Below are 12,459 nucleotides of genomic sequence, written 5' to 3'. Positions count from 1 at the left end.
ATGACCGACCGAACCGCAACGCTTCCGCCGCAAGTGCGGGTCACGCTCGCCAACGGCATCGAACTCGACACGATCGATACGGGGCCGCGCGATGCCCCTGCGCTGATCTTCCTCCACGGCTTTCCCGAATCGCACCGCACCTGGCGCCACCAGATCGCGCATCTTTCGGACCGGTTCCGCTGCATCGCGCCCGACCAGCGCGGCTACCGCGGATCGTCGAAGCCGCAGGACGTCGCGAGCTACACCCCCGACAAGCTGATCGCCGACGTGTTCCAGCTGGCCGATGCGCTGGGCGTCGGCGAGTTCACCATCCTGGGCCACGATTGGGGCGGCGCGATCGCCTGGGGCGTGGCGCTGGTCGGACAGAAGGCGGGCGGCCCGATGAACGGACGCGTCACCCGCTGCGTCATCGCCAACGCGCCGCATCCCGCAATCTTCCAGAAGCTGCTCTATACCGATCCGGTGCAGCGCGCGGCCAGCCAGTACATGCGCGCCTTCCGCGATCCCGCCAATGACCAGCTGGTGCGCAACCATGGCATCGCGGGCATCCTGATGAAGGCGATCAAGTGGGAACGATCGAGCGCGATGGGCGTGGCCGAGCGCGATGCCCTGCTGGCCGACTGGCAGGATCGCGACGCCTGTTTCGGCATGCTCAACTGGTATCGCGCCAGCCCGGTCGACGTGCCGCCGATGGACGCGCCGATGTCCGCGCCCGCAGGCTGGACCCCGCCGTCGCTGCCGCCGCTGAAGATCCCGACGCTGGTGATCTGGGCGCTGGACGACCTGGCATTGCCGCCCGCCAACATCGACGGGCTGGACAACATCATCGACGACCTGACCTTGGTCAAAGTGCCCGATTGCGGGCATTTTGTGCCGTGGGAAGCACCCGCCGCCGTCAACGCCGCGATCGACGCGTTTCTTGCGCGGACCGATGGCTGACGCGCCGCCGGCGGGCCACCGCTCGCTGCTGCGCAACCATGGCGGCGGCCATGCGACGGTCAGCTACCTCGAGCTGTTCTTCGACCTGGTCTATGTCTTCGCGATCACCCAGCTTTCGCACTTTCTGCTGAAAGCGCCGGGCTGGATCGGTCTGGCCGAGATGGCCGTCCTGTTCCTGGCGGTGTGGTGGGCGTGGATGTACACCACGTGGGCGGCCAACTGGGCCGATCCCGAGCGCGTGCCGGTGCGGCTCATGCTGCTGGTCGCGATGCTGCTGAGCCTGCTGATGGCCGCCGCGCTGCCCGAGGCGTTCGGGGACCGCGCCGGGCTGTTCGCGGGCAGCTATGTCGTGCTGCAACTGGGCCGCACGCTGTTCATGGCCTGGGTCATGGGGCGCGATGCGGGGGCCGAAGGACGCGACGGCGCGCGCAACATGCTGCGGATATCCACATGGTTTGCGCTGTCCGCGCCGCTGTGGCTCCATGGCGCGTTCGGCACCGAGGGCATGGCGCGGCTGGGCCTGTGGGCCGTGGCACTCGCCATCGAATACTTGGGCCCCGTGGCCGGGTTCCGCACGCCCGGTCTGGGCCGGTCGCTGCCGTCGGACTGGAACATCTCCGGCAGCCACATGGCCGAACGCTGCGCGCTGTTCATCATCATCGCGCTGGGCGAAGGCATCGTGGTGACCGGCGCCAGCTTTGCCGAACGCGAGATGACCGCCGCGCGCATCGCCGGCTTCGCGCTGGCGTTCCTGTCCTCGATCCTGATGTGGTGGATCTATTTCGATGTCGGCGCGCAGCGCGGCGCCAGCCACATCGAACACCACGCCGAGCCCGGCCGTGTGGCGCGCAACGCCTATACCTACCTGCACATGCCGATCGTGGCCGGGGTGGTGATCACCGCCGTGGCCGACGCGCTGCTGCTGGAACAACCGGGCGAGCCTGCCGATGCGCGCTTCATCCTGGTGATGAGCGGCGGGCTGCTGGTCTATCTGGCGGGGCTGGGCCTGTTCAAGCGGTTCAGCAGCACGTTCGGAAACTTCCCGCTGTCGCACTTTGCCGGAGGCGCGCTGCTCATTGCGCTGGCCGGGTGGGCGTCGTTGTCACAAGCGATGGGGCTGGCCGCGCCATCGCGCATCGTGCTGGCGGGTGCCGCCACGCTGGCGCTGGTGCTGGTCGCCGCGTGGGAGTGGGGATCGCTCCACGGCGGGTGGAAGGAGCGGTTCAGCCGTCCGGCCAAGCGCTAGAGCATGGTGAGCCATACCCCTCCCGCTCATGGTGAGGAGGGGCTGAGCCTGTCGAAGACCTGTCTCGAACCATCGCACGCGCGGTCCTTCGAGACGCCGTTTCGACAGGCTCAACGGCTCCTCAGGATGAGCGATCAGGATTAATCGCCCGATGCTTTGACGACCGGTTCGCCGAACCAGTTGAGCCATGCCCCGTGCGCGTGCGCGGTGCCCAGCTGCACGCGCTGCGCCCCGCCGGGCCAGTACCGCGCGGTCAGTTCGTGGTGATGCACCGTGCGGTTGGCCTCGAGCGAAATCCACGCCAGCGGACGCTCCACCGTGGCGTTTGCACCCGCCGCTTCCATTGCGGCGGTGACGCGCGCCTGCTGGTCGTGCGGGACATATTGCCACACGATCGAATGCATCAGCACGCGCGTGGTGCCCGCCGCCTGCGGCCGGGCGAGTTCGGTCTCGACGAAATCGGCGGCGTTCATCGCGACCATGTCAGGCCGTTGCTGGCGGGCGGCGGCGACCGCCTGTTCCATCCGTTCGAACCGCACGCTGTGTTCGGGCCAGATATAAGCCTTCAGCCGCAGCGCCTGCGCCGGATCGGACAAGTCCACCGGCGCGACGTCGCAGCCGCGGGTCGAGGCGATTGCGATGGCGCGGTCGGGCGCCGGGGGCCCGCGCCATTCGGGCGCAAACCGCATCGCGCCGGGCTGCGGCCCCACGCCCACCCCGCCCAGTTCATAGCGATAGCGGCCGAGCATCAGGTTGATCCCCGCGCTCGATCCGATCTCGATGCATTGGAAGCGCGGCGGCAGGCCCTGATCGGCCAGCCACAGCATCGCCGCGATGAAGTTGGATGATCGCCCCGCCTCGTTGGTCTGCGGCGGACCATCGAGCCAGGGCAGCAGGTCCGCGCCACGCCGCGCGATGACATCGGCCACCGCCGCCGCATCCGCTTCATCGGACGGGCTCGCGTTGCGGTAGATCGCGTCGAGCGCCGGTTCGCCACCCGCGATGTGCAGCGAATGCAGCCCCCCGGCGGCGCGCAACGCCAGCGCATCGGCCACCGGCGGCCCCTGCCAGTCGCGGATGCGATCGAGGAACGCGCCGGGTATGTCACCCGCCACGCACGCCGCCAGCGCCGCCACGATCCGTGCCGTGATCGGCGCATCGTTGGCGCGGCAATACAGCAGCTGGTTGTGGAACGCGTCGGCCACCGCGCCGGTCCCGGCCTGGTAGATCGTCTGGTACCGGTACGTGTCGCTCATCGCGATTCCCTTTCCGCAGGTTGCCCTTTGCGCGCGGGGGCCATATGGGCGCGAGCCATGTCAGACATGTCGCCCCCCGCCGCGTCGCCGCTGGTTTTCGCCATACCCAAGGGCCGCATCCTTGACGAGGCCCTGCCGCTGCTCGCGCGCGCCGGGGTGGTGCCCGATGCGGATTTCCACGACAAGAACTCGCGCGCGCTGTCGTTTGCCACCAGCCGCCCCGACATGACGCTGATCCGCGTGCGCGCGTTCGATGTCGCCACGTTCGTGGCGCATGGCGCGGCGCAGATGGGCATCGTCGGCTCCGACGTGATCGACGAGTTCGACTATTCCGACCTTTATGCCCCGGTCGATCTCGGCATCGGCCACTGCCGCCTGTCAGTGGCCGAACCCGCCGCGCCGGTAGACAACGGCAGCGGCGTGGCGCGCGAAAGCCACGCGCGCGTCGCCACCAAGTATCCCAACCTGACCCGCCGCCATTTCGAATCGCTGGGCGTGCAGGCCGAATGCGTGAAACTGAACGGCGCGATGGAACTGGCGCCCAGCCTGGGGCTCGCCAGCCGCATCGTCGATCTCGTTTCCACCGGGCGCACGCTCAAGGACAACGGGCTGGTCGAAACCAGCGTGATCCTGCCGGTGTCGGCGCGGCTGATCGTCAACCGCGCCGCGCTGAAGACCGACAGCGCGCGCATCGGCGCGCTGATCGATGCGTTCCGCGCGCTGGTGACGGAACGGGAGCCCGCCTGATGCAGCGCCTGAATTCCGCCGACCCCGGCTTTGCCCGCGCGTTTGCCCGGCTGGTCAAGGATCGCCGCGAAAGCGACGAGGACATCGCGCGCGATGTTGCCGGCATCATCGAGGAAGTGCGCCTGCGCGGTGACGAGGCGGTCGCCGAATTCACCGCACGGTTCGACGGCCACAACCTGTCCGACGACAACTGGCGGATCGCGCCCGAAGCTTGCCGCGAGGCGTTCGACACGCTCGACCCGGCGTTGCGTGCCGCGCTCGAACTCGCCGCCAACCGCATTCGCGCGTTTCACGAGGCGCAGCGGCCCGAAAACCGCGACATCACCGACGCCAAGGGCGTGCGCATGGGCGCGCGCTGGAGCGCGGTGGACGGCGCGGGGCTGTACGTGCCCGGCGGCCGCGCCGCCTATCCTTCGTCGCTGCTGATGAACGCGATCCCCGCCAAAGTCGCGGGCGTGGAGCGGCTGGTGGTGGTCACCCCGACGCCCAAGGGCATGGTCAATCCGCTGGTGCTGGCCGCCGCGCACCTCGCCGGCGTCGATGAAGTGTACCGCGTCGGCGGGGCGCAGGCCGTCGCCGCGCTCGCCCATGGCACCAAGCGCATCGCCCCGGTCGACGTGGTGACCGGCCCCGGCAACGCCTGGGTGGCAGAGGCCAAGCGCCAGCTGTTCGGCGTGGTCGGCATCGACATGGTTGCCGGCCCGTCCGAAATCCTGATCATCGCCGATGCCAAGAACGATCCGGTGTGGATTGCCGCCGACCTGCTCAGCCAGGCCGAGCACGATCCCGCCGCGCAAGCGATCCTGATCACCGAGGACGCGCGCTTTGCCGATCAGGTGGCCGATCTGGTCGGCGTGGAAATCGCGATGCTGCCGACCGCGCGCGTCGCCAAGGCCAGCTGGGACGATCACGGCACGATCATCGTGGTCGGCTCGCTCGACGAGGCGCCAGCGCTGGCCAATGCGCTCGCCGCAGAACATGTCGAGATCGCCACCGACAATCCTCAGGCACTGTTCGACCGGATCCGCCACGCCGGTTCGGTGTTCCTGGGCCGGATGACGCCCGAGGCGGTGGGCGATTACGTCGCCGGGCCCAACCACGTGCTGCCCACCGGGCGCCGCGCGCGCTTTTCGTCCGGGCTGTCGGTGCTCGATTTCATGAAGCGCACCAGCTTCATCGAACTGGGCGCGGACGCGCTCGCCGCGATCGGCCCCGCCGCCATCGCGCTGGCCGAGGCCGAAGGGCTGGCCGCGCACGCGCGCTCCATCGAACTGAGGCTTGGCATATGAAATCCCCGCAGAACCAGCGCGCGCTGGCCCGATCGGCCGCGCGGCTTGCCGCGGTGCAGGCGCTGTACCAGCTCGAAATGGAACAGCCTGCGCTGGTCCAGCTGATCGACGAATTCCACATGCACCGGCTGGGCGCGTCGATCGAGGATGTCGAATATGCCGATGCCGACGTCGCGTTCTTCGACGATCTGGTGCGCGGCACCGCCGCGCGGCGCGACGAGATCGACGGGCTGATCGGGGGCAAGCTGGCGCAAGGCTGGTCGCTGACGCGGCTCGACCGCACCATGATCCAGATCCTGCGCGCCGGCACTTACGAACTGCTGGCGCGCGCCGACGTCCCCAAGGCCACTACGATCAGCGAATATGTCGATGTGGCACACGCCTTTTTCGAAAGCCGCGACGCCAAGTTCGTCAACGGATTGCTGGACGCGATCGCCAAGGATGCGGGACGGTAAAACGTCGTCCCGGGGCTCGACCCGGGACGACGTTCAACTTGAAAGCCGCGCGGCGTGCCAGCGCAAGTGGTCTTCCATGAACGTGGAGATGAAGTTGTAGCTGTGGTCGTAGCCCGGCTGCATCCGCAGCGTCAGCGGTATGCCCGCCGTGGCGCAAGCCGCCGCCAGCAATTCGGGCCGCAGTTGTTCGGCAAGGAACCCGTCGGCCTCGCCCTGATCGACCAGGATGTCGCCCGCCGGGCGCTTGCCATCCTCGATCAAGGCCACCGCATCGTGCGCGCGCCATAGGCTGCGGTCGGCGCCGAGGTAGCCGCCCAGCGCCTTTTCGCCCCACGGCACCTGCCCCGGCGCGACGATCGGCGCGAACGCGGACAGGGAGCGGAATTTCTCCGGATAGGTCAGCCCCAGCGTCAGCGCGCCGTGGCCGCCCATCGAGTGGCCCATGATCCCGGTGCGCGCCGGATCGACCGGAAAATTCGCGGCGAGCAGCGCGGGCAATTCGTCCGCGATGTAACTCCACATCTTGTAGTGGGCTGCAAACGGCGCCTGCGTCGCATCGACATAGAACCCCGCGCCCAGCCCGAAGTCATAAGCGCCCGCCGGATCATCGGCCACGCCATCGCCGCGCGGGCTGGTATCGGGCGCGACGAAGATCAGGCCCAGTTCGGCGCACACGCGGCGGTACTCGCCCTTGTCGGTGACGTTGGCGTGGGTGCAGGTCAGCCCCGACAGGTAGATCACCGTCGCCAGCGGCTTGCCCGAAGCCGCCTGTGCCGCCGCAGCCGGGGGCAGGAAGACCGAAAAGGTCATTCCCGTCCCCGTCGCGGTAGAAGAATGGCTGTAGACGCCCAGCGTGCCGCCGTGGGCCTTGCTCGTGCCGAGCGTCTCAACCGTCACGTCAGCCGACCCGGTGCAGCGCGCACAGCTTGTTGCCATCGGGATCGCGCAGATACGCCAGGTACAGCTTGCCGAAGCCGCCGTCGCGCACGCCCGGCGGGTCTTCGCACGTGGTGCCACCGTTCTCGACGCCGGCCTTGTGCCACGCATCGGCATCTTCCGGCTTGCCCATGGCAAAGCCGATGGTGCCGCCGTTGGCGTGGGTAGCGGGCTGGCCGTTGATCGGCGGAGTCACGAGGAAAATCCCGTCGTTGTGCATGTAGACCAGCCGGCCGTTGGGGTCTTCCATCCCCGGATTGCCGCCCTGCGAGCCGAACAGCGCGTCGTAGAACTTCTTCGACCGGGCAATATCGTTGCTGCCCACCATCATGTGACTGTACATCGGTGCTCTCTCCCAATGGGTTGCGGAATGCGACTTGTATGGCCCCGGTGGGCGGGGTCAAGCGTTGGCGACGCCAAGCGCCGACGATCAGTCGACGCAGACTTCGACCAGCGTCGGGCCGATCGACTCGAACGACGCCGACAGCGCGGCATCAAGCCCGTCATACGCCTCGACCCGGACTGCCGACACCCCTTGCGCCTGTGCCAGCGCGCAGAAATCGAGCCCCGGCAAGTCGGTCGCCATCGGTGAGTGCAGCTGGAAGTGACGCGAAAACTCGACCAGCGCCTGGTAGCGCCGGTTTCGCACGATCACGAACGACACCGCCAGCCCCAGCTGCGCCGCGCTCCACAGCCCCTGGATCGCGTACATCGCCGCGCCATCGCCCAGCACGGCGATGACCTTGCCGGACCGCCGCGCCAGCGCCACGCCGATCGCGGCGGGCAAACCGTGACCCAGCCCGCCGCTGGCGCACGTGTAGAACGTGTCCTGTGCGACAATCGGCAGGTGATCGTGCATCGCCCCCCGGCTCGAGGCGGCTTCCTCGACGATGATCGAGCCTGCCGGACGCAGCGCCGCGATCCGCGCCAGCAGGTGCGCGTCGGTGAACCCGGCTGGCGGCAGCGCCGGGCGGACCAGCCGCGGCGGCGCGGTGCGGGGGCGTTGCGGTGCGGGCCCCGCCAGCAGCGCCTGCGTGGCCAGCCGGGCATTGGCGATCACCGCCAGCCCCTCGGGCGCCCACGCCGCCTGCGCTGGATCGTCTATGATCTGGAACACGGTGGCATCGGGCGGCGCGTGCGGGCCGAACCCCTCGACATGATACAGGCTGAGCGGCCCGCCGATCACCAGCACCACATCGTGCCCGGCCAGTGCCGCGACAATCGCCTCGCGCGAGGCCTTGAGGAACCCGGCGAACAGCGCGTGATCCTCGGGAAAGCCGCAGCGTGCCGACAGCGGGGCGACCCACACCGCTGCCGCATGGCGCTCGGCCAGCGCCACCAGCGCGTCCCAAGCATTGTCGCGCGACACGCCCGCCCCCACGACGATCGCGGGCGATGATGCTGCGGCCAGCGCCTGCGCTATTTCGGCCATCGCCTCCGGATCGCCCGGATTGGCGGCGGCAACGCGGCGCACCGGCAGCGGATCGCAGGGCCGGTCCCAGTCGTCGACCGGGATCGAGACGAACGTCGGGCCGCATGGCGGCTGCATCGCCACGTGATAGGCGCGGGCGATGGCGGCGGGCACGTCCTCGGCGCGCACGGGTTCGCAGGCCCATTTGACGTATGGCTGCGGGAATTCGGTGGGCCGGTCGGCGAACAGGAACGGCTCGTACGGCAGGATCGATCGCGCCTGCTGCCCGGCGGTGATCACCAGCGGCGTCTGGTTCTTGTACGCAGTGAACAGGTTGCCCAGCGCGTGGCCGACACCGGCGGCGGAATGCAGGTTGACGAAGCCCGCGTTGCGCGTCGCCTGGGCAAAGCCATCGGCCATGCCCAGCACCACGCTTTCCTGCAGGCCCAGCACATAGCGGAAATCGCCGGGAAAATTCCGGAACATCGGCAGTTCGGTCGATCCCGGATTGCCGAAGATTGTGGTCATGCCCACGCTGCGCATGAACGACAGCGTCGCGTCGCGGACCGTCGTCGTTGCGGCATCACCCAGCATTCCCCGTCCTCCACCGCGCGCGCTTGGCGAGCCTGCCATTTCCTTTCGCCGATTGCTATGCAACGCAAACGAAAATGTCCGACTCAATCGGCTGGCAGAGGATGTGGCGCAGGTGGATTTCAACACCCTGATCGATGATCGCCCGGCAGACGGGCTGTTCCGTGTCCATCGCGCGATCTTCGACGATGCCGAGGTGTTCGAGGCCGAGCTGGCCCGCGTGTTCGGCGGCGGCTGGGTGTTCCTCGGGCTGGCCGACCAGGCGGCAGGGCCGCACGACTTCTTCACCACGCGCATCGGCCGGGTGCCGGTGCTGGTCAGCCGCGACGGCGACGGCAGCTTGGCCGCGTTCGTCAATTCATGCCCGCACAAGGGATCGATGCTGGCGCAGACCGCCTGCGGCAACGCGCGGCTGCATGTGTGCCCCTATCACAGCTGGACGTTCGACAGCGCGGGCCGCAACAAGGCGGTGAAATGGAAAAATGCGGGCGGATACTCCCCCGCGTTCGCGCAGACCGGCCACGATCTGGCATCCCTGCCCCGCTTCGGCGAGTATCGCGGCTTCCTGTTCGGCAGCCTGAGCGCGGATGTGCCCACGCTGGAAGATCACCTCGGCGAAGCGCGCAAGCTGCTCGATCTCGTCGCCGGGCAAAGCGAACAGGGCATGGAACTGGTGCCGGGCATGGTCACCTTCACGTTCGACGCCAACTGGAAGCTGCAGCTGGAAAACTGTTCGGACGCCTATCACTTCACCTCGGCGCACCCTTCGTACTTGCGCGTGCTCGAACGGCGCCGGGAAGATCCGACCACGGTCACCGCGCGATCGGCGTGGGACAGCAACCGCAACTGGGCCGAAGACGCGCAAGGCGTACAGGGCGGCAGCTTCAGCATGGCGCACGGCCATGTGCTCAACTGGGGTGTGATGGGCGTGTCCGATGCGATGCCGCTGTTCGAAAGCGCTGATGCGCTGGCGACGCGCGTCGGCACCGGCGCGCGCGACTGGATGTTCAACATGCGCAACCTGACGATTTTTCCCAACCTGCAGATCGCCGAGAACGCCTCGAGTCAGTTGCGCGTGATCCAACCAATCTCAGCCGGTCGCACCGAAATGCGCACGTGGTGCATCGCGCCCAAAGGCGAAAGCGCCGAAGCGCGTCGCCAGCGCATCCGCCAGTATGAAGACTTCTTCAACCCATCGGGCATGGCCACGCCCGATGACACCGTGAGCTATGAAAACTGCCAGCGCGGCTATGCCAGCCGGGTCGATCCGTGGCTGCAGGGCTACAATCGCGGCGCCACCGAAAGCCGGGCGGGCGGCAACGCGTTCGGCGATACCATCGGCCTGGTACCCGAACGCAGCGTGGCGGGCGGTTCGCAGCTGGGCGATGAAACGCTGTTCCATGGCTATTACCGCGAGTGGCAGCGCCGCATGGCGGGGGCTGCGGCATGACCGCGCCCCACGTCGCCGAGCTGACCGAACGCGATGCTGAACGGCTGTTGTTCCGTGAGGCACGCCTGCTCGACAACGGCGACTGGGACGCATGGTTGGCGCTCTATACCGAGGACAGCACGTTCTGGATGCCCGCGTGGCGCAACGAAGCCGAGACCACCGGCGATCCCGATCGCGAGCTGTCGCTGATCTATTACGCCGGGCGGCGCGGGATCGAGGAGCGGGTGTGGCGCGCGCGATCAGGGTTGTCGGTCGCCTCCACCCCGCGACCGCGCGTGGTCCACGCGGTCACCAATGTGCTGCTGGAAGGCGAAGCCGGGGGTGAATGGGCGGTGTCGGCGTGCTTCACGGTGCACCTCTATGATCCGCGTTCGGGCGGGGTGCATGTGAACTTCGGCCGCTACGACTACCGCCTGCGGCACGGCAACGGCAACGGCGACGGGGGCAATGGTGGCTGGCTGATCGCCGCCAAGACGATCACCCTGCTCAACGACCGCATCCCGACAGTGGTCGATTTCTACTCGGTCTGACCGGGCGCAGCGACGCGCGATTTTGCCACGAACGGCAGCAGCAGCACCGCCGCTGCGGTCAGCACCGCGATCATCATCCAGGCGTCGTTGATCGACTGGACCAGCGCGGCCTTTTCGATCAGCGGGCGCGCCATGTTCTGCGCCGCCTCGCTCGCCGGGCGGCCCGCTTGCGCCAGGAACAGCTCGCGCGGAATGCCGATCGACACCGCGACATCGACATCGCCCGCGCGCAGGCTTTCGCCGATCGTGCGCGCGTGATCGGTCCCGCGGCTGAAGATCACCGTATCGATCAGCGCCAGCCCGATCGCGCCGCCCAGGTTGCGCATCAGGTTGAACAATCCGCTGCCATCCGCGACGAGGTGATTGGGCAGCCGCCCCAGCGCGAGCCGCGTCGGCGGCAGCAGGCAGAACATGATCGAGGCGCCGCGCAGCACTTGCGGCAGCATCATCTGCGCAAAGTCGGTATCCTTGGTCTGCGACGCGCTCAGCCACAGCCCCGCCGCGAACATGCCGAAACCCAGCAGCGTCAGCAGGCGCGGATCGACCCGGCGTTCCAGCGCCACCGCGACCGGCGCGGCCAGCAGTTGCGCCATCCCGGTCACCAGCATGATCTTGCCGATCTCCAGCGCGCCGTGGCCGCGCACCAGCCCGAGAAAGAACGGCATCAGGTAGGTCGATCCGAACAGCCCGATGCCCAGCACGAAACTGAGGATGCAGCCGATGGTGAAGTTGCGATCGGCAAAACTGCGCAGTTCGACCACGGGGTGCACCGATCGCAGCGTGCGGGCCACGAACGCAAGCCCGCACAGCGCGAACAGGCCCAGCAGTGACAGCACCCGCAGCGATGCCCAGCCGAACGACGGCGCGTCCTTGAGTCCGATCTCGAGCGCGGTCAGCGCGACGGCCATCGCCGCCAACGCCAGCGCATCGACCGACCGCAGTTCCGCGCGATCGACCGGGCGGCGCGGCAACAACGCCGCTGCGCCGATGGCTGCTATGATGCCGGGCACGATGTTGACCAGGAACAGCCAGTGCCACGAATAGGTCTGGGTCAGCCAGCCGCCCACGATCGGGCCGACCGTGGGGGCAAACACCGCCGCGACGCCGGCAATGGTAGTCGCGATGCCCTGCAGGCGCAGCGGAAACATCAGGAACACCGCCGAAAACACCGCCGGGATCAGCGTGCCGCCGGCAAACCCCTGCAACACCCGCCACGCGATCAGGCTGGTGAAATCGTGGCTCGCCGCGCAGCCCGCCGACGCCAGCGTGAACACCGTGATCGCGACCACGAACAGCCGGCGCATCCCCAGCAGCCGGGTCAGGTAACCCGTCAACGGAATCGCCACGATCTCTGCGATGAGGTATGCTGTCTGCACCCAGCTCATCTGGTCGGTTGCGATGCCGAGCGCCTTCTGGATCGTCGGCAGCGAGGTCGCGACGATCTGGATGTCGAGGATCGCCATGAACATGCCCAGGCACATGAACAGGAACCCGGTCCATGTGCGCCAGGACACGGCGCGGCCATGCTCACCTTCTACACGTGCGGAACTGAGGGATTCGGGCAGCGGGAGCGTCTCGATCATGCGGGCTTTCACCATGTGGGCGCGTA

At 68.2% G+C, this 12,459-nt stretch carries 12 protein-coding genes; 7 read left to right on the top strand and 5 right to left on the bottom strand.

Going from position 1 to position 12,459, the window contains the following annotated elements; all coding sequences use genetic code 11:
- Complete coding sequence (locus NL2_RS05635) at window positions 1–939, top strand: alpha/beta fold hydrolase (RefSeq protein WP_068073072.1); 939 nt, start codon at window positions 1–3, stop codon at window positions 937–939.
- Window positions 932–2,185 carry a low temperature requirement protein A gene (locus NL2_RS05630; RefSeq protein ID WP_068072821.1) on the top strand — a complete coding sequence of 418 codons (1,254 nt, stop codon included), beginning with the start codon at window positions 932–934 and terminating at the stop codon, window positions 2,183–2,185. Before NL2_RS05635 ends, NL2_RS05630 begins: the two co-directional genes overlap by 8 nt.
- A 140-nt stretch (window positions 2,186–2,325) precedes the next feature.
- Here the strand turns inward: NL2_RS05630 and NL2_RS05625 are convergent, their stop codons facing one another.
- Window positions 2,326–3,441 carry a DUF2332 domain-containing protein gene (locus tag NL2_RS05625; protein WP_068072819.1) on the bottom strand — a complete coding sequence of 372 codons (1,116 nt, stop codon included), beginning with the start codon at window positions 3,439–3,441 and terminating at the stop codon, window positions 2,326–2,328.
- A 57-nt stretch (window positions 3,442–3,498) separates the two neighbouring features.
- Between NL2_RS05625 and hisG the strand changes: the two genes are divergently transcribed.
- From hisG to nusB, 3 genes are read left to right on the top strand one after another with little or no spacing between them, the layout of a single operon-like run.
- Window positions 3,499–4,188: an ATP phosphoribosyltransferase gene (gene hisG / locus NL2_RS05620; RefSeq protein ID WP_245647581.1), complete on the top strand. Its 690-nt coding sequence runs from the start codon at window positions 3,499–3,501 to the stop codon at window positions 4,186–4,188.
- On the top strand, window positions 4,188–5,477 hold the full coding sequence (gene hisD, locus NL2_RS05615) for a histidinol dehydrogenase (RefSeq protein WP_068072817.1): 1,290 nt from the start codon (window positions 4,188–4,190) through the stop codon (window positions 5,475–5,477). The genes hisG and hisD overlap by 1 nt, the downstream gene beginning before the upstream one ends.
- Entirely contained in the window at window positions 5,474–5,932 is a 459-nt protein-coding gene (gene nusB, locus NL2_RS05610; RefSeq protein WP_068072815.1) for a transcription antitermination factor NusB, read from the top strand. The genes hisD and nusB overlap by 4 nt, the downstream gene beginning before the upstream one ends.
- Before the next feature lie 33 nt (window positions 5,933–5,965).
- Here nusB and fghA read toward each other — a convergent pair whose 3' ends face one another.
- From fghA to mdlC, 3 genes are all read right to left on the bottom strand, one after another.
- Complete coding sequence (gene fghA, locus NL2_RS05605) at window positions 5,966–6,829, bottom strand: S-formylglutathione hydrolase (protein WP_245647580.1); 864 nt, start codon at window positions 6,827–6,829, stop codon at window positions 5,966–5,968.
- 1 nt (window position 6,830) lies between these two features.
- The gene (locus tag NL2_RS05600; RefSeq protein ID WP_068072811.1) at window positions 6,831–7,211 is read right to left on the bottom strand and encodes a VOC family protein; all 381 of its coding nucleotides are present in this window, start codon (window positions 7,209–7,211) and stop codon (window positions 6,831–6,833) included.
- 87 nt (window positions 7,212–7,298) lie between these two features.
- A complete protein-coding gene (gene mdlC / locus NL2_RS05595; protein ID WP_068072809.1) occupies window positions 7,299–8,873 on the bottom strand; it encodes a benzoylformate decarboxylase in 1,575 nt (524 codons plus the stop codon).
- 112 nt (window positions 8,874–8,985) lie between these two features.
- Between mdlC and NL2_RS05590 the strand changes: the two genes are divergently transcribed.
- Both NL2_RS05590 and NL2_RS05585 read left to right on the top strand, forming a co-directional pair.
- A complete protein-coding gene (locus NL2_RS05590; protein WP_068073067.1) occupies window positions 8,986–10,320 on the top strand; it encodes an aromatic ring-hydroxylating oxygenase subunit alpha in 1,335 nt (444 codons plus the stop codon).
- On the top strand, window positions 10,317–10,850 hold the full coding sequence (locus NL2_RS05585) for an aromatic-ring-hydroxylating dioxygenase subunit beta (RefSeq protein WP_068073065.1): 534 nt from the start codon (window positions 10,317–10,319) through the stop codon (window positions 10,848–10,850). Before NL2_RS05590 ends, NL2_RS05585 begins: the two co-directional genes overlap by 4 nt.
- Here NL2_RS05585 and NL2_RS05580 read toward each other — a convergent pair.
- On the bottom strand, window positions 10,838–12,433 hold the full coding sequence (locus NL2_RS05580) for a DHA2 family efflux MFS transporter permease subunit (RefSeq protein ID WP_084355930.1): 1,596 nt from the start codon (window positions 12,431–12,433) through the stop codon (window positions 10,838–10,840). The two genes, NL2_RS05585 and NL2_RS05580, sit on opposite strands and share 13 nt — an antisense overlap.
- Between the last annotated feature and the right edge of the window lie 26 nt (window positions 12,434–12,459).

It is taken from the genome of Novosphingobium lentum NBRC 107847 (assembly GCF_001590965.1).
Classification (GTDB): Bacteria; Pseudomonadota; Alphaproteobacteria; order Sphingomonadales; family Sphingomonadaceae; genus Novosphingobium; species Novosphingobium lentum.
The sequence above is the reverse complement of the archived record's forward strand: the minus strand, read 5'-3'. Positions and strand labels throughout refer to the sequence as shown.